Genomic DNA, 19259 nt, shown 5'->3' with positions numbered 1-19259 from the left:
CGCCGGTCGGGTCAGACGAGCATCTTCCCTTCCTCGGAGATCACGTCGCCCAGCTCGACGCCGGTCTCGCCGAGATAGTCGGAGAGCAGCATCTCGTTGTGCGCCTTGCCCGAGGGGATCATCGGGAAGCAGTTCTCGGTCTTGTCGACCACGCAGTCGAACAGGACCGGTCCGTCATAGGCGAGCATCTCCGCGATCGACGCGTCCAGGTCGCCCGGCTTCTCACACCGCATGCCCTTGGCGCCGTAGGCCTCGGCCAGCTTCACGAAGTCCGGCAAGCTCTCGGAATAGCTCTGCGAGTAGCGCGAACCGTGCAGCAGCTCCTGCCACTGGCGGACCATGCCCATGTACTCGTTGTTCAAGATGAACACCTTGACCGGCAGGCGATATTGGATCGCCGTCGACAGCTCTTGGATGTTCATCAGGATCGAGGCTTCGCCCGCGATGTCGATGACCAAGCCATCCGGGTTGGCGAGCTGCGTGCCGATGGCCGCCGGCAGGCCGTAACCCATGGTGCCGAGGCCGCCGGAGGTCATCCAGCGGTTCGGCTCGTCGAACTTGAAGTACTGCGCCGCCCACATCTGGTGCTGGCCAACCTCAGTCGTGACGAAGGTCTTGCGATCCTTGCACGCCTCGTAGAGCCGCTGCACCGCGTATTGCGGCTTGATGATCGTGCCCGACGGCCAATAGGCGAGGCAATCGCGCGCCTTCCAGGCGCGGATCTTCTGGAACCAGCCCTCGAGGTTCGACTTGTCGGGCTTCGACGGCAGGGCACGCCACGCCTCAAGCATGTCGGCCAGCACCGAGCCGCAATCGCCGACGATCCCGACATCGACCTTCACGACCTTGTTGATCGAGGAGGCGTCGACATCGACGTGGATCTTCTTCGAGAAGGGCGAGAACGCGTCGAGGCGGCCGGTGATGCGATCATCGAACCGCGCGCCGATGCAGATCATCACGTCGCATTCGTGCATCGACAGGTTGGCCTCGTAGGTTCCGTGCATGCCGAGCATGCCCAGGAACTTCTCGTCCGTGGCCGGGTAGGCGCCCAGGCCCATCAGCGTCGAGGTGATGGGGAAGCCCGTCTCGGCGACGAGTTCGCGCAACAGGCGCGACGCCTCCGGGCCGGAATTGATGACGCCGCCGCCGGTGTAGAAGACCGGACGCTTGGCGGTCGCCATCAGCTCGACCGCCGCGCGGATACGCTCGGCATCACCCTTCACGGCGGGCTTGTAGGTCTTGTGCCGCATCGTGGCGGGGCGCTCGTAGAGGCCCGTGGCGAACTGGATGTCCTTCGGCAGATCGATGACGACCGGCCCGGGGCGACCGTTCTTCGCGACGTAGAACGCCTCGTGCAGGATGCGCGGCAGGTCCTCGATCGATTTGACGAGGTAGTTATGCTTCGTGCAGTGCCGGGTGATGCCGACAGTGTCGCATTCCTGGAACGCGTCCGTGCCGATCAGGTGCGTCGGAACCTGACCGGTGATGCAGACGAGCGGGATCGAATCCAGCATCGCATCGGTCAAGCCGGTCACAATATTGGTGGCGCCGGGGCCCGAGGTGACGAGCACGCAGCCGACCTTGCCGGACGAGCGGGCATAGCCCTCGGCCGCGTGGACCGCGCCCTGCTCGTGGCGCACGAGGATGTGCTTCACATGCTCCTGGTGAAACAGCGCGTCGTAGATCGGCAGCACCGCGCCGCCCGGATAACCGAAGAGCGTGTCCACGCCCTGATCTTGGAACGCCCGGATGACCATCTCGGCCCCGGTCATGACCTCGCCGCCCATGCTCCGTCTCCTCGTCCTCTGGCCTTTCCGGCCGTCCTTTGCTCCGATGTGCTTGTCGCAGGCAACAAAAAAGGGCCCCGAGGGACCCTTCATGCGTCACCAGCCGGTCAGCGGCCTGGTTCAAGGCCGCCCGGTTGGTGACGCTCCCGCTACAATAAGAACCAAGCGCATCGGAAAACCGAACCCTGCCCGGCGCAACGGCCCCGACCATTCGGGAGGCTCGTGCGTCACGGATTGCGCGTCATACTCCGTGTGGAAGACGCGGTCAACGACCTGGGATGCCAAGCCCTCCTGCCGCAACAGGAGGGCTTTCACGCAGCCGGAGGCGGATAGCGCCGCACCCAGCCGCTCGCCGCATCGTACGCAGCGCCGAGCTGCAGACAGGCCAGCTCGCCGTGATTGCGCCCGACGATCTGAATGCCCATCGGCAGGCCGCCCGGTCCGAAACCGGCAGGGACCGCGAGCGCGGGCAGGCCCGCCATGGTGGCGGGCACCGCGATCTGCATCCAGCGATGATAGGTGTCCATGGCCCGCCCGCCGACCGTCTCCGGCCAACGCTGAGCGGTGTCGAAGGGGAAGACCTGCGCGGTCGGCATCACGACGAAGTCGTAGACCTCCATGAACCGGCGCAGCGCGTCGTACCACCGGGTCCGGCCGACCTGCGCCGCCATCACCTGATCGGCGCTGAGGCTGAGGCCGCGTTCGGCCTCCCACACCGCTTCGGGCTTCATCATCGCCCGATGCGCGGGATCCTCCACCAGCGGACGCAGATTTGCCGAGACGGTGAAGGCGCGCAGAACCCCCCAATCGTTCCAGACCTGCTCGATGTCGAAGTCCGGCACCGCCTCGTCCACGAGGCAGCCGACATCTTCGAAGGCCGCGAGCGCCGCGCGGCAGGTCTCCAGCACGCCGGGATCGAACGGGATCCGGCCACCGAAATCCCCAACCCACGCGATTCGCACGCCCCGGAAATCACGCTCCAGGGGTGCCGCGAAGCCCGCTGGGTCCTGCCTGATCGAGTTCGGGCAACGGGGATCGTAACCCGCCTGCACCGAGAGCATCAGCGCGATGTCGGCGGGCGTGCGCCCGATGGCGCCGTGAACGCTGAGGCCGGGGCTGAACACATCCGGCGTCTCGGCGGGAATGCGCCCCCAGCAGGTCCGCAGGCCGTAGACGTTGTTGTAGGCGGGCGGGTTGCGCAGCGATCCGCCATGGTCGGTGCCGTCCGCCACCGGCTGCATCCGTAGGGCGACGGCCACCGCCGCGCCCCCGCTCGATCCACCGCCGGTCTTCGTTGGATCATAGGCGTTGCCGGTGACGCCGAAGACCGGATTGAAGCTGTGCGAGCCGAGCCCGAATTCGGGGATGTTGGTCTTGCCGATGAAGATCGCTCCGGCCGCGCGCAGGCGCGAGACCATGATCGAATCGGCCTCCGCGATGCGATTCGCGAAGATCGGCGAGCCTTGCGTGAAAGGCAGGCCACGGACGGGATCGAGATCCTTCACCGCCAGCGGGAACCCGTGGAGCAGTCCGACCGGCTCGCCCCGTGCGAGCTTGGCATCGGCCTGCGCCGCCTCGGCCATCAGCTCCGCCTCGTCGCGCAGGGCGACGATGGCGTTGAAGGTCGGGTTGAGACGCGCGATCCGGTCGAGATAGGCGCGCATCACCTCCGCGCAGGACATCGCCCGCCCCCGTATGGCAGCGGAGAGGTGAACCGCGCCGAGCGCGGTGATTCCATCCGCGCTCGCCATGGTCATTCGCTCCCGATCGTCCAAGGAAGGGTTTCGTCGCCCCGGAAGACGACCACCTCGGTCTCGTCCACCGCGACGCAGGCAAGCGTCCGGCCCGGTCGCCGCTCCAGGGTGATGGTCTCGGCGTTCGGCTCCAGGCCGTGGAAGCGGGCGCCGTTGAGGGACGCGAAGCCCTCGAACTTGTCGAGCGCCCCCTCCTCATCGAAGACCTGCACGTAGGTCTGGAGCGCGGTGGGACCGCAGAACACGCCCGCGCAACCACAGGCCGATTCCTTGGCGCCGACCGGGTGCGGCGCCGTATCGGTGCCGATGTAGAAGCAGGTCTCGCCGGAGGTCGCCGCCTTACGCAGGGCGAGGCGGTGCCGCTCGCGCTTCGCCACCGGCAGGCAATACAGGTGTGGGCGCAGGCCACCCTGGAAGAGCGAGGTGCGGTTGATGACGAGGTGATGCGGCGTGATCGTCGCCGCCACGCGCGGCGCGTGAGCGCGAACCACGTCGAGGATCTCGGCGGTGGTGGCGTGCTCCACCGTCACCTTCAAGCCCTGGTGGCGGAAGAGCAGCGGCAGGAGCTTGGTCTCCATGAACACCGCCTCGCGGTCGAAGATGTCGACCGCCGCATCCGTGACCTCGCCGTGGATCAGGAGCGGCATGCCGATCCGCTCCATACGCTCCAACACGGGAGCGATCTTCGCGAGATCGGTGACGCCCGCATGGGAATTGGTCGTGGCGCCCGCCGGATAGAGCTTGGCCGCGATCCAGACCTTCTCGGAGAAGCCCCGCTCGATCTCATCCGGACTCGTGGCGTCCGTGAGGTAGCAGGTCATGAATGGCGTGAAGCTCTGCCCCTCCGGCAAAGCCGCCAGGATGCGCTCGCGATAGGCCGAGGCCGCGTCGACCGTCGTCACCGGCGGGACGAGGTTCGGCATGATGATGCCGCGGGCGAACTGGGCCGCCGTGTAGGGCAGCACCGCGCGCAGCATGGCGCCGTCGCGCAGATGGATGTGCCAGTCGTCGGGCTTGCGGATGACGAGGCGGTCGAGGGAGGACGCGGCCATGGCGGGTTCAGCCCTGGCCGAAGGCGGAAATGCCGCCATGGGCGGAGGACCAGGTCGCCGGCTCGTGCAGGAAGCTCTCGACTTCCTTCAACGTCGCGGGGTCGAACGTGCCCGCCTCCTTGGCGACTTCCAGCACGTCCCACCACGTGGTCAGGGCATGCATCTTCAGGCCGTGTTCCTTCAGCAGTGCGTCGCTGTCCGGGAAGATGTCGTAGTAGAACAGCACGAAGCAATGCTCGACCGTGGCCCCGGCCTCGCGCAACGCGGTGCAGAAGTTGATCTTGCTGCGCCCGTCGGTCGCCAGATCCTCGACCAGAAGGGTCTTGGCGCCGTCCACCACCTCGCCCTCGATGCGCGCGTTGCGGCCGAAGCCCTTGGGCTTCTTCCGGACATACTGCATCGGCAGGGCGAGACGATCCGCGATCCAGGCGGCGAAGGGGATGCCTGCGGTCTCGCCGCCAGCGATGTGCGTCAGCGATTCGTAGCCGACCTCCTGCACGATGGTCGACACGGCGAAGTCGGTCAGCGCGGAACGCAGCCGGGGAAAGGAGATGATCTTTCGGCAATCCGTATAGACCGGGCTCGCCCAACCGGAGGTGAACTTGAAGGGCTCGCCCTTGTAGAAATGGACGGCCTCGATCTCCAGGAACATCTTGGCCGCCTCACGGGCGATCAGCTTCCGGTCGATCGGCAAGTAGGAAGTCATGTCACGGCTTTCGGGGAGTGCGGATTTCTGTCGTGTCCTCAGGCCATCGGCGGCGGGCGTCAAGCCTTGCCCGCGCGCAGATGCGCGAGGTGGCGGATCGCCAGCGCATAACCCTGGATGCCGAATCCGGCCATCACGGCGGTGGCCGCCTTCGAGATGTAGGAATGGTGCCGGAATTCCTCACGGCGATGCACATTCGAGATGTGGCACTCGATCACCGGCACCTCGCAGGCGTTAAGCGCGTCGAGGATGGCCACGGACGTATGCGTGTAGGCCCCGGCATTGATGACGATGCCCGCGCAAGCGACCCGGAACTCGTGGATCGCGTCGATCAGCACGTGCTCGGCGTTGCTCTGGCGGCACTCGACGCTCAGGCCGAACTCGGCAGCAGTGACGCGGCAAAGGTCCTCGACATCATGGAGCGTGGCGCGGCCGTAGATCTCAGGCTGGCGCTTGCCGAGCAGGTTGAGGTTCGGTCCGTTCAGGACCAGCACCGTGTTGTCCATCCCCATCCCCTTCGCAACTCAGCGAGAGGTGCAACGATCCCGGCGGCGACTCAAGCCCGGTCAAAGCAGGCCGGTTGTTCCCGCCGCGGGGTTCAGCCGGGGGCGGCGGAGAGTTATCACCCTGGCGGGGCGAACAGGACAGAACGGGACAAGCGGCATGGCGGCATCCGGAAACGACGCACCGGTGGTGATCGCGGTCGCGATCACGGGGTCCGTGCCGCGCAAGAAGGACAATCCGGCCGTGCCGGTGACGGTCGCCGAGCAGATCGAGTCGACCCATCAGGCCTTCGAAGCCGGGGCGACGCTGGCCCATATCCATGTCCGCAACGATGACGAGAGCCCATCCTCGGACCCGGACAAGTTCGCCGCCGTGCAAGAGGGCCTGCGCAAGCACTGTCCCGGCATGATCGTTCAATTCTCGACGGGGGGGCGTGGGCGCGATCCGGCGGCACGAGGCCTGTCGCTCCAGCACCGCCCGGACATGGCCTCCCTCTCGACGGGCTCGGTCAACTTCCCGACCATCGTCTACGAGAATGCCGCGAGCCTCGTCACCGACCTCGCCACTCAAATGCAGCGCAACGGCGTGCGACCGGAGATCGAGATCTTCGACCTGTCGCACCTGCATGGCGCGAAGCGGCTGATCTCGGCGGGCCTGATGGACGAGCGTCCCCATGTCCAGTTTGTCATGGGCGTGCAGAACGCCATGCCGGCAGAGGAACACCTGCTCGACATTCTCCTCGCCGAATGCCGTCGCACCCTGCCGAAAGCCACCTGGACCGCCGCCGGTATCGGCCGGAACCAAGCGACCGTGATGGAATGGGCGTTGGCACGCGGCGCGGACGCCGTACGCACCGGCCTGGAGGACAACATCCGCGTTACGAAGGATCGCCTCGCAGCCAGCAATGCCGAACTCGTCAGCCTCGCGGCGGAAGCAGTGACCCGCCACGGCCGCCGCGTCGCCACGCCCGCCGAAGCCCGCGCTGCGCTCGGTCTCGCATAATAAGGAACGCCTTCTCAGGCGGCGACGGGCATGCTAGACGGGCCGTCGCGCGGGTGTAGCTCAATGGTAGAGCAGCAGCCTTCCAAGCTGAATACCCGGGTTCGATTCCCGGTACCCGCTCCACCGCTCCCCGATATGGTTCGCGCCATAGGCGCCCACGGCGAGGGCTAGCGATCTGGTTTAGCCCCCAAGCTTACGATCAGATCGTAATTTTCGGCGTCACATCTGAAGCGCGATTGCAGCACCGCTGAAACTCAACCCGAATGGCTATGCGGGGATCGAGATTGTCGTCGATCCGCGGATGACCCGTCGTTCATCACGGTGCACCGAGACGTTCACGAGAACGGCGGCGGATACTCGGCGACCGAAATCGATGTCTATCAGTTCCTTCAGTGCCTCACGGACTCCGGGGCGCAAAGCAGTTCAGAGACGTGTTGAGTCCGATGCCGAACCGCCTCTCCGAGTTGCGACGCTATGGGCGCAATGACGATACGGGATTGCCGCCGTTGAGTTTCAGTCAACTCTCTTGGCTCGGCTTCTCGACAATCATTCTACGTACTATTCACGGATCTTTGAGTGCGCTCTGCAACAAGCTTTGCGGGATGTCGTGTTAAAGTTAATTGTGAGTTACTGCGACTTTTTGCATTTAAGTGTTGCGGCCTGATCTTGGCTGTCTAATTAGTTCGTTCATGGCCCGCCTTACGAGTAAAAGCCATGAACTACGTAGGTACATGCTTTTTCGATGACGTTGGGCGGTGTCTGTGCAGTCTGACTGTCGCTGGAAGTGGCAGTGCATCCGCCAATCAGCAAAGCGGTATTACATTCACGCCAGACCCGCGATTGCTCCAGTCCGGCCCGGCGCCGACCCTGACGCGTTCAGCCCCGGCCTCGGCCTCAGCCTCCGGTGGTGCGCCGAGCGCATTCGCTTCGAAGGGTGCGCCGGGCGGTCATTTCGCGGAGACCCTGTTCGATATGGGGGCCAGGGGCGGGTCGAGCTCTCAGTACGGGGGAGCCCCGACTCCGGAAGTGAATGCCGGAATCGGGCTGCTTCTCGCGGGACTGACCGTCGCCGTCCTTAAGCGCAAACGCGGCCGCCGGATGAGCCGAACGGCCTAGGCCTATGGCCGACCGAGTTGGCTCACGTGCCTCCGTCTTTGCGAGCGTCATCGAAGCAATCCAGGGCAACGGGACGCTTCAGAACGGTGCGCCTCCCTGGATTGCTTCGCTGCGCTCGCAAAGACGGCCGGGAATCCATCGACGGGGGCGGCTCAACTCGGTCGGCTACGGCTTCAGGCCGGTAAAAATCGGCAGTCCATCGAGTTGATCGAAAACAAAGCGGAGGCTTCGGCGGCAGATTCGGTTTTGGCGTGTCATTGATTTGGATCAACGTTCAAATGACCGGAGAACATTCGTGGGTCAGACCTAGGTACAACGCTCCGATTAAGCGGTCAGAAAATAGCATAGCTCCATGTTGCTGCGTCAGCGCCACGCATGAATTCGCTCGTGCGAAAGGCGCGCGTCGCGGGAAACGGCCATGCAAAGATCAACGCACTTCGGCTCATCGAGATGGCGCGCACTGCGTTCGGTCAAAGTCAGTTTGATCGCGGTGTCCGGCCTGTGCGTGACTTTGACTACCGCGAGCCTCGTCGGATACGGTCTGTACGCCTCATCGAACACCGCATCGCTGGTTTCGCGCTCGACAGAGGAAATTCTCGACCGCAAGACCAAGGAGGATCTGGAAGCGGTGGCGGCCAATCAGGCGGCGACCATCCGCAGCAAGCTCGATTTCGCTTTCAATGCCGCGCGCAACTCGGCGGGCGCGCTTACCGTCATCGCGGCGGGAAAGAAGAGCGCGTCGCGCGAGGGGGTCCGCCGCCTCCAGCTCAACGATTTCCTCCTCAACGTCCTGAAGCGGAACCCCGACTTCAACGGCACCTATAGCGCCTGGGAACCGAACGCCCTCGATGGCTCGGACGAAGCCTATATCGACCGGAAGGACGTCGGCTCGGACCATACAGGCCGCGCCCTTCCCTACTGGACCCGCACGACCGATGGGACGATCGCGATCCAGCCGCTGGTCGAGTACGACAGCGAACGTTTGCACCCGAACGGCGTGATGAAGGGCGGCTGGTACATCGGACCGAAGCGTTCGGGCCGGGAGAGCATGTTGGCCCCCCTCCCTTACGTCGTGCAGGGCAAGTCGGTTTACCTCGCCACCATCTCCGTTCCGATCATGGATGGGGATCGCTTCCTCGGCGTGGCGGGCACGGATTTCGACCTCTCCTTCGTTCAGAAGCAGATCGAAGGCGTCAGCCGGTCGCTCTATGAGGGCAAGGGCGACGTCGCCATCGTCTCGCAATCGGGTCTCGTCATCGCGTCGAGCCGCCACGCAGAGGGCATCGGCGCGGCCCTCACCAAGGTCGACTCCACATGGCAGGGCTATACGGACACGCTTCGCTCCGGCGCGAGCTTCGTGGGCGACGACAAGGCGCTCGATGAGATCCGCGTCATCACACCGATCAGCCTCGGGCGAACGGGAGAAACGTGGTCGGTTCTGATCGCCATTCCCCGTGCGGTGGTGATGGCCGATGTCGCCAAGCTCGGCGACGCCCTTGCCGAACGCGGGCGCAACGATTTGCTGATGCAATTCGTCGTCGGCGGCCTCGTCACCCTGGCAGGTCTGCTCGTCATGTTCGTGTTCTCCACGACACTGACCACACCGCTCAAGACGCTCACGGGGGCCCTGCGCGGCTTGGCCGAGGGCAAGGCGAACGTCACGATTCCCGGCTCGCAACGGATGGACGAGATCGGCGACATCGCCCGCGCGGTGGACCGGATCCGCATCCTCACCCAGCAGGATGCGGAAGCGCGGGCCGCACTTGTAGAGGAGGAGCGCGTCAAGCTCGAAGCGGAGCGGCGCCAGACCCTAGCCGATATGGCGGGAGCATTCGAGGCGGCGGTGGGCGGCATCGTCGGTTCGGTATCGGCGGCGGCGACCCAACTGCAGGCCACGGCGGGCGCCATGGCGAGCACGGCCACGGAGACGGCCAATCAATCCGAGACCGCGGCCAGCGCGGTTCGTGAGGCCGCCACGAACGTGAACACCGTCGCGGCGGCGGCCGAGGAACTCGGCTGCTCGGTCCACGAGATCGGCCAGCAGGCCGGTTCCTCGGCGGCTTTGGCCCGCAACGCCGCTACCGAAGCGCAGCGGACGGAATCGCTCGTCCGCGAATTGACCGAGGTCGCCTCCCGCGTCGGAGATGTGATCGGGATGATCTCGAACATCGCGTCCCAGACGAATCTGCTGGCTCTCAACGCCACTATCGAGGCGGCGCGGGCTGGCGAGGCCGGCAAGGGCTTTGCGGTGGTCGCAGCCGAGGTGAAGGAACTCGCGAACCAGACTTCGCGGGCGACCGACGAGATTGCCGGTCAGATTGGCCGGATCCAGGGCGCGACCGGCGAGGCCGCAGCCGCGATCGGCAACATCACGGGGCGGATCGAGGAGATCAGCCGCGTCGCCACCACCATCGCGGCAGCCGTCGAGCAGCAGGGCGCCGCGACGCAGGAGATCGTCCGCAACGTCAACAAAGCCGCCACCGGGACGAGCGAGGTGACGCAGAACGTCGAGAGCGTCGCGGGCGCGGCGGAGGAGACCGGCGCGGCGGCGACCCAGGTGCTCAACGCCTCGACCGAACTGTCCCGCCAGTCCGAACGTCTCGGCGCGGAGGTGGCGAACTTCCTCGCGACAGTCAGGGCGGCGTGAGGGACAAACCCTCTCCCCGGCTGCGGGGAGAGGGTTGGCGCGACCATCGCGGTGTATAGCTACCCGCTCTGACGGAAACCGAGGAGATCGCGATGAAGGTGTCAGCCGATTTGTGCATCGTGCCGATGGGCGTCGGCCCTTCGGTGTCGCCCTATGTCCGCGAGATCAAGGCGATCATCGAGGCGAGCGGCCTGGACGCCACGATGCATCCCAACGGCACCAATATCGACGGCGACTTGGCGGACATCTGCGCGCTCGCCGAAAAATGCGAGGCGCGGCTCGCCGAACTCGGGGTCCAGCGCACTTTCTTCACGCTGATCTTCTCGACGCGGCGCGACAAAGTTCAAACCATGGCGGACAAGCTCGCCGCCGTGTCGTGACACCCGCGTCGACCTGCCTTTGATCGTTCCGCCGCCTCCCGCGTTCTCGCAACACCAGGGATGCGGCAAGGAACGGTCATGGACCAGACGGGCAGCGAGGACGATCGGACCCGCACAGTGCGAATCGAGCCCTATGACGGGCCTGCCGGTGGCTGGGGTTCGGCGCGCTCTTTGGTCGAGATCCTGACGCGGGAGGGCGTGCCCGTCACCGGTGCCGCGCTGCTCACCAAGCAGAACAAGCCGGGCGGCTTCATGTGCGTCTCCTGCGCGTGGGCCAAGCCCGCAAAGCCCCTTGCCTTCGAATATTGCGAGAACGGCGCCAAGGCGACCGCCTGGGAGCAGACCCGCCGCCGAGCCACTCCGGACCTCTTCGCCGAGCACACGGTCAGCGATCTGCTCACGTGGAGCGATTACGCGCTGGAAGAGGCGGGGCGCCTGACCCATCCGATGCGCTACGACCCCGCCAGCGATCGCTATCGCCCGTGCACCTGGGAAGAGGCCTATGCCGAGATCGGGCGCGAGCTGAAGGCGCTCGATCCGAAATCGGTGGTCTTCTACGCGTCGGGCCGGGCCTCCCTGGAAGCGAGCTACATGTGGGCGCTACTCGCGCGCCTCTACGGCAACAACAACCTCCCCGATTCCTCGAACATGTGCCACGAGCCGACCTCGGTGGCGCTGCCGCAATCCATCGGCTCGCCGGTCGGCACGGTGCGGCTGGAGGATTTCGAGGAAACCGACCTGATCTTCTTCTTCGGGCAGAATGTCGGCTCGAACTCGCCGCGAATGCTGCATCCGCTACAGGAGGCGCGCAAGCGCGGCGTCTCGATCATCACCTTCAACCCGCTGAAGGAGCGAGGCCTCGAACGCTTCACTGATCCACAATCGCCCGTGGAGATGCTGACGAGGTCCTCCACACGAATCTCGACCCAGTACCATCAGGTGAAGGCGGGCGGCGATCTCGCGGCCATGACCGGGATGTGCAAAGCATTGTTCGCCGCCGACCGGCACGCCCGGGCGGCGGGACGCCCGGCAGTTCTCGACCATGCCTTCATCGCCGAGCACACCCACGGGCTGGAGGCGTTCGAGCAATTCTGCGACGAGCAGGAATGGCCGGCGCTCGAACGGCGCTCCGGTCTGAGCCGCACCGCCCTCGAGAGCGCAGCCTCGGTCTATGCCCGTGCCAAGAAGGTCATAGGCGTCTACGGGATGGGCCTGACGCAGCATCGCCGGGGCACCGAAACGGTTCAGATGCTCGCCAACTTGCTGCTGCTACGCGGTAACATCGGCAAGCCCGGTGCGGGCATCTGCCCGGTGCGCGGCCACTCCAACGTCCAGGGCCAGCGGACGGTCGGCATCACCGAGAAACCGGAACTGGCGCCGAACGACAAGCTGCGCGAACTCTACGGCTTCGAGCCGCCGCTGGAGAAGGGCCTCAACACGGTGGAGACCTGCGAGGGCGTGCTCGATGGCAGCGTCCGCGCCTTCATCGGCCTCGGCGGCAACTTCCTGCGGGCGGTGCCCGATACGGGCGTCATGGAGCCCGCATGGCGTAAGCAGCGCCTGACGGTGCAGATCGCCACAAAACTCAACCGCTCGCATCTCGTGAACGGCGAGGTTGCCTACCTGCTGCCCTGCCTCGGCCGCATCGAAATCGACCGGCAGGCGAGCGGGCCGCAGAACGTCTCGATGGAGGATTCGACCGCCCGCTTCCACGGCTCGCGCGGCCAATCCGATCCGGTCAGCCCGCAACTGCGCTCCGAGCCTGCGGTTATCGCCGGGATCGCCAAAGCGACCCTGCCCCGCAATCCTCGGATCGACTGGGATGCCTGGGTGGGGGATTACGCCCTGGTCCGCAAGGCGATCGAGGCGACCTATCCCACTGTGTTCCACGATCTGAACGGGCGGATGTTCGATCCGGGTGGGCTCGCCAAGCCGCTCCCCGCCCGGGAGCGGCGGTGGGAGACCGAGACCGGCAAGGCGAATTTCGCCGTACCTGGGGGGATCGAGGCCGATCCCGATTTGCCCGAGCGAAGCGGCGACATCCTGGATCTGATCACGCTGCGCTCGAACGACCAGTTCAACACCACCGTCTACGGCTATCACGATCGTTTCCGGGGCATCGACGGCACGCGCGACGTGCTGTTCATGAACCGCGACGACATCGCACGGCTCGGCCTACGCGACGGGGGACAGGCCGAGGTGGAGACGGTCAGCGACGACGGTGTGAGCCGCCGCCTCGGCGGGTTGCGCGTGGTGGCCTACGATATTCCTCAGGGAAATTGTGGCGGCTACTACCCTGAGATGAATGTGCTGATCCCGCTCTGGCATCACGACGCGCAATCCAAGACGCCCGCCGCCAAGTCCGTTGCCGTGAAGGTGACGGCGCAGGCGTGAGCGTCGCAGGCCGGAAGGCTGGCGCGGATGCGTCCGCTCCGGCATGGATCGGCCATGAACGAGACGACACAGGCCTTGGGCGCCGCCCTGCCGGAGCAGCGGGTGCGGGCCCTGCTCGACGGAGCCGCGGCATCGGAGCCGTTCGCGGCGCCGGGGCTCGACCTTTCGCGCCTGGATTGCAGCCGCGACGCCCTCGCCCTTCAGGGTCCGGAGGGTGAGACGGCCGCATGGCGGGACGAAGAGAGCGGCGGGCTCGCGCTCGCGGGCGCCGACCTTACCCGTGCGCGAATGGACGATGCGAACCTCAGCGGAGCGAATCTGCGCCGGGCTCGGCTCGCCGGATCGGTCGGGCGCTCGGTGCGCCTCGCGGGGGCGATCCTCGAGGAAGCCGACTTCTCGGACAGCGACCTTTCCGGCGCTGATTTCAGCGATGTCGTGGCCGGTCAGGTCAGCCTGTCGAGGGCCATGCTGGAGGATGCCCGGTTCTGCGGCGCCGCGATGCGCTTCGCGAACCTGTCGGAAGGCCTTCTCGACGGGGCCGACTTCAGCCGCGCCGACCTGTGGGGCACCGATTTCACCGGAGCGGATGCCGACGACACGACATTCCGTGACGCCCGGCTCGACGAAGCGAAGCTCGGCGACGCCAACCTGACCCAGGCGGATTTCGAGGGCGCGAGCCTGACGAAAGCCGTTCTGGCGGGCTCGCGCCTGCGCGGGGCGAGCTTCACGGGGGCGAAGCTCGACGGCGCCGATTTCTCCGGTGCCGACCTCTCCGACACGAACCTCGTGCGGCTCAACCTCGCGACGTGCCGCCTGCGCCATGCGCGCTTCTCCGGCGCATGGCTCAACGGTACGCGGATGCATGTCGAGCAATTGGGCGGGGCCGTCGGCGAAGAGGCAGCAGGCGATTTCGCCGCCGCTCAGTCGAGCTACCTCGCCCTCGAGCAGAACTGGAAAAGCATCGGCGATCAGGACGGGGCGAGCTGGGCCTACAAGCGCGGGCGGCGGATGGGCCGCCATCATGCCGGCGCCCAGGCGCGGGCCGCTTGGCGCGCACGCGACGCACGGGGCCTCACCCGGCATGGCTACCGCTGGGTCGCGGATCGCTTCGTGGAATGGCTGTGCGATTACGGTGAGAGCCTGTCGCGCATCGCCCGCGCCTTCACGCTGCTGATCGGCGTCTTCGCCGTGCTCTACGGCCTGACGGGCGGCCTGATCATCCTCGAAGGGCCCGAAGCGGGGCCGACCTACAACCCCCTCGATCTGCTGAGCTACAGCGCGCTCAACATGATGACCGCCAACCCGCCGGAGATCGGCCTGAAGCCCACGGGCCGGGTCACCAACCTTCTAGTCGGCATCGAGGGCGCCGTGGGCATCATCCTGATGGGGCTGTTCGGCTTCGTCCTCGGCAACCGCCTGAGACGGTGAGGCTCACTCGGCCGCGCCGAGCCGGTCGATCACGAGGCTGAGGTCCCGGCGCAGGCTGCGGATCTCCGGCTCGGTCATTTCGAGCTGGCACATCACCGTCTCGCGCACCGCGACGGCCTCGTTCTTCAGTTCGCGTCCCTGCGCCGTGAGGCCGATCTCGACCTCCCGCTCGTCGCTGGCGCGCCGGGTGCGGCGAAGGAAGCCCGCCGCCTCCAGACGCTTCAGAACGGGGGTCAGCGTCCCGGAATCGAGCCGCAGGCGACGGCCGATCTCGGACACTGTGACCCCGTCCTGCTCCCAAAGGACGAGCAGCACGAGATATTGCGGATAGGTGAGGCCTAAGCGCTCCAGCAGCGGCCGGTAGGACTTGGTCATGCGGTGGGCCGCAGCATAAAGCGCGTAGCAGAGCTGGTTATCGAGACGCAGCGGATCCGAGACAGGCGAAAGGTCGATCGTCTTTGCCGCGTCCGCCATCGTGACCGCTCGTCCAATACTCTACGTCGCCTCGCCCGCCCGGCTCCGAGGCGGCCCGCGCAACAGCCTTAGCATATTGCCAGAAAATCACATGCGGGATGTCATCGCATGCGAGTTCTCGCAACGCGTCAACCTCTCGAAAGCCGATGCTATAAGGCTACAAAACCGAGAGGCTGTCGAGGAAGCCCTGCTCATCCTCCAGGGTGCGCAGGTCGAGCAGGATCGCGTCATCCTTGATTCGGCCTATGACCGGCATCGGAAGCCCCCGAAGGCTCTCGGCGAGACGGCGACAACGCCCGCCCGCGCTGCGGGAGCGGCCCTCGGCCATCGGCCTCAGGACGAGGGCGGCGCTCGGCAGGGTCTCCACGGGCAGGGCCCCCGAGCCGATCTGGCTCATCGTCTCCATGACGGAAACCTCGGCCCGGCCCTTCAACCGTTCCGCGACGGCGGGCGCGAGGCGGCTCGCCTGTGCGGCGATGTCCGACCGTTCGCGGGTGAGCAGACGGAGCGTTGGCAGTTCGTCCCGGAGCCGCTCGGGGTGGAGATAAAGACGAAGCACCGCTTCGAGCGCGGCGTAGGTCATCTTGTCGACGCGCAGCGCACGCTTGAGCGGGCTCTTCCGGATCCTCGCGAGGAGATCCTTACGCCCCGCGACGATACCGCACTGAACCCCGCCGAGGAGCTTATCGCCGCTGAAGGTCACGACATCGGCCCGCGACAGGGCCGCGGTCACGGTCGGCTCGGGCGGCAGGCCGTAGGCTGCGAGGTCGATCAGGCTTCCGCTGCCGAGATCCTCGGCCAAGGGCACGCCGCGCTCGCGGCAAAGCGCGTACAACGCATCCGGGTCGGGCTGGGCCGTAAAGCCGGTGATGGCGTAATTGCTCGGATGGACCTTCATCGCGAGGCCGGTGGCCGGGCCGAAGGCCTCCGCGAAGTCGCGCAGGTGGGTGCGGTTGGTGGTGCCGACCTCGCGCAGGCGGCATCCGGCCCGCACCATCACGTCCGGCACCCGGAACGAGCCGCCGATCTCCACGAGTTCACCGCGCGAGACCACCACCTCCTTGCGCATGGCGAGCGCGTTCAAAACAAGCAGTACGGCGGCGGCGTTGTTGTTGACGACGATGGCCGCCTCCGCGCCGGTCAGGCGGCAGATCAGCCTCTCGACATGATCGTCGCGCTCGCCGCGGTTGCCGGTGGCGAGGTCGAATTCGAGGTTCGTTGCCTGCACCATCACGGCTTCGACGGCCCGCGCCGCCGAGCGCGGCAGCAAGGCCCGGCCGAGATTCGTATGCAGCACCGTGCCGGTCAGGTTGAAGACCGGCCGCAGCGACGGCTGGCGATCGGTTGCAAGGGCTTCGCCGCACCGGGCCAGGATTTCGGCCTCGTCACCCGCCGGAGCATCGCCGGCGCGAATCCGGGCGAGATCGTCGCGGATCGCGCCGGTCAGGGCACTGCGCCCGAACTGCTCGGCGAGGGAGAGGCCCATGGCATGGGCGAGCAGCCGCTCGACCGAGGGAATCCGGCGCATGGCGGGCGGGGCGTCGAGGCGGACTTGCGTCATGGCGGCATGACATAACAATCCTGTCCGGCATCGCCAGTGAGGCGCGCCCATCGGCCACCTTTTCCCCGATCCGATTTCCGACCAGATCGCCCGGCAAAGACGCGGCCGACTGAACCCGGAGGAACCGTCCCTTGAAGAAGACCGCCCTCGCGCTCGCCCTCGCCGGTATCGGCTGGGGCTCCATGGCTCAGGCCGACACGATCACCAAGAGCCGTTTCGGCTGCCACGCGAAGGCGGTGACCGAGCGCCTGTTCCAGCTCGTCCAGGCTGGCGACGAGGCCGGTTTTGGCCAGCTTCTGCAAGCGAACCTCGCCTCCGGCGAGTGCAAGAGCTGGAAGCCGGGGGACGAGGTCGTTCCCCAGTCCAAGACGCTCGGCTACATCTGCCTGACGCCCAAGGATGGCGGCACGTGCTACTGGACGCCCATCAGCGCCGTCGAAGCGGACAAGTGAGCCGTCCCATCGCCTGACATCTCGTTGAGGTGACAGGCCGCCTCGTGCCCGCGCCCCACGGACAAGAGCTTCGGCACCTCCGTGCGGCAACGGTCGAAGGCATGCGGGCAGCGGGTGTGGAAGCGGCATCCGGGCGGCGGGGCGATCGGACTCGGCACGTCGCCCTTCAGCACGATGCGGGTGCGCGCCGCACCCGGCTCCGGCACGGGAACCGCCGACAGCAGCGCCTGCGTATAGGGGTGCTTCGGAGCGGTGAAGAGTTCCCGGCGCGGGCCGATCTCCACGATCCTGCCGAGATACATCACGGCGACCCGGTGGGTCATGTGCTCCACGATAGCGAGATCGTGTGAGATGAACAGCATGGCGAGGTGCAGCTCGCGCTGAAGGTCGCAGAGCAGATTGACGATCTGCGCCTTCACCGAGACGTCGAGCGCGGAGACCGCCTCGTCACAGATGATCAGATCCGGCTCGGCGGCGAGCGCGCGGGCAATGCCGATGCGCTGCCGCTGCCCGCCCGAGAATTCGTGCGGAAACCGCCCCAGCGCATCGCGCGGCAGCCCGACCCGCTCCATCAGGGCGCCGAGACGCGCCTCCATGTCGGCTCTGCCCTTGGCGAGGCCGAAATTGCGGATCGGCTCGGCCAGGATCGCCCGCACCCGCATACGCGGGTTGAGGGACGAGAACGGATCCTGGAATACCATCTGGATCCGGCGGCGCATCGGGCGGAGCGCCCCGTCCGACAATTCGTCGATGCGCGTGCCGCCGAGGACGACCTGACCGGCCGTCGGACGGTAAAGGCGCATCAACGCCTTGGCGACGGTGGACTTTCCGCAACCGGACTCACCGACGAGGGACAGGGTCTCGCCCCGCGCCACGGTGAAGGACAGGCCGTCCACCGCCTTGAGCACCTTGGCGTCGCGGCCGAGCAGGCCGCCGCCGAGGGCGAAGTGCTTCTTGAGATCGTTGACTTCGAGGAGGGTCTGATCGGGGCCGCTCATGCCGCGAGGGCGTCCTTCGGCGCGAAATGGCAGGCCGCGAGGTGCGACGGCCCCTTCTCCTCAAGGGCGGGAGCCGCCTTGCGGCAGATCTCCGCGACCTGCGGGCAACGGCCGGCGAAGACACAGCCCTCGATCCGCTGCTTCAGGCTCGGCACCATGCCGGGGATCTCGGCGAGCCGCCCTGTCTCGCCGTGCTCGGCGGCGCCGAGGCGGGGCACCGCCCCCATCAGGCCGCGCGTATAGGGATGGCGCGGGTTGCGGAACAGGTCGACGACCGACGCCTCCTCCACCTTCCGGCCCGCATACATGACGACCACGCGGTCCGCGACTTCGGCCACTACGCCGAGATCGTGGGTGATGAGCATAATCGCCGCGCCGACGCGCCGTTTCAGATCGCGCATCAGGTCGAGGATCTGCGCCTGGATCGTCACGTCGAGGGCCGTGGTCGGCTCGTCGGCGATGAGCAGCTTCGGCGAGCAGGCGAGCGCGATGGCGATCATCACCCGCTGTCGCATGCCACCCGAGAGTTGGTGAGGATATTCGCGCACCCGCCGTTTCGGCTCGGGAATGCCGACGAGTGTCAGCATCTCGACCGCGCGCTCTTCGGCCTGTGCCCGGCTGAGGCCCTGATGCAGACGCAGCGTCTCGCCGATCTGGCGGCCCACGGTCAGCACCGGGTTCAGGCTGGTCATCGGCTCCTGAAAGATCACGCTGATGTCGTTGCCGCGGATCTTGCGCATCTCCCGGTCGGAGAGATCGAGCAGGTTGGTCCCCTGAAAACGAATCTTCCCCGCGATCGCCGCCGGGGGCTCCGGCAGGAGCCGCAGGATCGACATCGACGTCACCGACTTCCCGCAGCCGGATTCGCCCACGATGGCCAGCGTCTCGCCCGCGCCGATGGCGAAGGATACGCCGTCCACCGCACGGTTGACCCCCTCGGGGGTGCGGAAATGGACCTGAAGACTCTCGATGGAGAGGAGCGGTGCCTCGTTCATGCGCTGCAC

Annotated in this window: 15 protein-coding genes and 1 tRNA gene; 7 read left to right on the top strand and 9 right to left on the bottom strand. The window is 66.5% G+C overall.

Annotation, left to right across the window (positions count from 1 at the left end):
* Window positions 1-11: 11 nt before the first annotated feature.
* The 5 genes from J4O73_RS05410 to aroQ all read right to left on the bottom strand — a co-directional run bounded on the left by J4O73_RS05410 (window position 12) and on the right by aroQ (window position 5805).
* The gene (locus J4O73_RS05410) at window positions 12-1787 is read right to left on the bottom strand and encodes an acetolactate synthase 3 large subunit (protein ID WP_426215319.1); all 1776 of its coding nucleotides are present in this window, start codon (window positions 1785-1787) and stop codon (window positions 12-14) included.
* Window positions 1788-2098: 311 nt separating this feature from the next.
* Window positions 2099-3544, bottom strand: a complete 1446-nt coding sequence (locus tag J4O73_RS05405; RefSeq protein ID WP_426215317.1) for an amidase — start codon at window positions 3542-3544, stop codon at window positions 2099-2101.
* Window positions 3541-4593, bottom strand: coding sequence for a dihydroorotase (gene pyrC / locus J4O73_RS05400; protein WP_426215315.1), 1053 nt, complete (start codon window positions 4591-4593; stop codon window positions 3541-3543). The genes J4O73_RS05405 and pyrC overlap by 4 nt, the downstream gene beginning before the upstream one ends.
* A 7-nt stretch (window positions 4594-4600) precedes the next feature.
* Entirely contained in the window at window positions 4601-5299 is a 699-nt protein-coding gene (locus J4O73_RS05395) for an orotate phosphoribosyltransferase (RefSeq protein WP_426215313.1), read from the bottom strand.
* 59 nt (window positions 5300-5358) lie between these two features.
* Complete coding sequence (aroQ, locus tag J4O73_RS05390) at window positions 5359-5805, bottom strand: type II 3-dehydroquinate dehydratase (RefSeq protein WP_426215311.1); 447 nt, start codon at window positions 5803-5805, stop codon at window positions 5359-5361.
* A gap of 157 nt (window positions 5806-5962) precedes the next feature.
* On the opposite strand from aroQ, the gene J4O73_RS05385 reads away from it, so the two are divergent.
* From J4O73_RS05385 to J4O73_RS05360, 6 genes are all read left to right on the top strand, one after another.
* Window positions 5963-6805, top strand: coding sequence for a 3-keto-5-aminohexanoate cleavage protein (locus J4O73_RS05385; RefSeq protein ID WP_426215309.1), 843 nt, complete (start codon window positions 5963-5965; stop codon window positions 6803-6805).
* A 49-nt stretch (window positions 6806-6854) separates the two neighbouring features.
* A tRNA-Gly gene (locus J4O73_RS05380) sits at window positions 6855-6928 on the top strand.
* A gap of 1498 nt (window positions 6929-8426) precedes the next feature.
* Window positions 8427-10568 carry a methyl-accepting chemotaxis protein gene (locus J4O73_RS05375; RefSeq protein WP_426215307.1) on the top strand — a complete coding sequence of 714 codons (2142 nt, stop codon included), beginning with the start codon at window positions 8427-8429 and terminating at the stop codon, window positions 10566-10568.
* A 92-nt stretch (window positions 10569-10660) separates the two neighbouring features.
* Window positions 10661-10948, top strand: a complete 288-nt coding sequence (locus J4O73_RS05370; protein WP_426215305.1) for an MTH1187 family thiamine-binding protein — start codon at window positions 10661-10663, stop codon at window positions 10946-10948.
* Between the two features lie 78 nt (window positions 10949-11026).
* Complete coding sequence (locus J4O73_RS05365) at window positions 11027-13342, top strand: FdhF/YdeP family oxidoreductase (protein ID WP_426215303.1); 2316 nt, start codon at window positions 11027-11029, stop codon at window positions 13340-13342.
* Between the two features lie 54 nt (window positions 13343-13396).
* The gene (locus J4O73_RS05360) at window positions 13397-14770 is read left to right on the top strand and encodes a pentapeptide repeat-containing protein (protein WP_426215301.1); all 1374 of its coding nucleotides are present in this window, start codon (window positions 13397-13399) and stop codon (window positions 14768-14770) included.
* A 3-nt stretch (window positions 14771-14773) separates the two neighbouring features.
* On the opposite strand, the gene J4O73_RS05355 is transcribed toward J4O73_RS05360, so the two are convergent.
* Window positions 14774-15244 carry a MarR family winged helix-turn-helix transcriptional regulator gene (locus tag J4O73_RS05355; RefSeq protein ID WP_426215299.1) on the bottom strand — a complete coding sequence of 157 codons (471 nt, stop codon included), beginning with the start codon at window positions 15242-15244 and terminating at the stop codon, window positions 14774-14776.
* A gap of 157 nt (window positions 15245-15401) precedes the next feature.
* On the bottom strand, window positions 15402-16805 hold the full coding sequence (selA, locus tag J4O73_RS05350; protein ID WP_426215297.1) for an L-seryl-tRNA(Sec) selenium transferase: 1404 nt from the start codon (window positions 16803-16805) through the stop codon (window positions 15402-15404).
* Between the two features lie 131 nt (window positions 16806-16936).
* Here selA and J4O73_RS05345 point away from each other — a divergent pair, with 131 nt between their 5' ends.
* Entirely contained in the window at window positions 16937-17257 is a 321-nt protein-coding gene (locus tag J4O73_RS05345; RefSeq protein ID WP_426215295.1) for a hypothetical protein, read from the top strand.
* Here J4O73_RS05345 and J4O73_RS05340 read toward each other — a convergent pair.
* Window positions 17218-18255 carry an ABC transporter ATP-binding protein gene (locus J4O73_RS05340; RefSeq protein WP_426215293.1) on the bottom strand — a complete coding sequence of 346 codons (1038 nt, stop codon included), beginning with the start codon at window positions 18253-18255 and terminating at the stop codon, window positions 17218-17220. The genes J4O73_RS05345 and J4O73_RS05340 overlap by 40 nt on opposite strands.
* Window positions 18252-19250 (bottom strand): ABC transporter ATP-binding protein, encoded by a 999-nt coding sequence (locus J4O73_RS05335; RefSeq protein WP_426215291.1) that lies wholly within the window; start codon window positions 19248-19250, stop codon window positions 18252-18254. Before J4O73_RS05335 ends, J4O73_RS05340 begins: the two co-directional genes overlap by 4 nt.
* Between the last annotated feature and the right edge of the window lie 9 nt (window positions 19251-19259).

Source organism: Methylobacterium sp. NFXW15, from assembly GCF_049887755.1.
Lineage (GTDB): Bacteria > Pseudomonadota > Alphaproteobacteria > Rhizobiales > Beijerinckiaceae > Methylobacterium.
The sequence above is the reverse complement of the archived record's forward strand: the minus strand, read 5'-3'. Positions and strand labels throughout refer to the sequence as shown.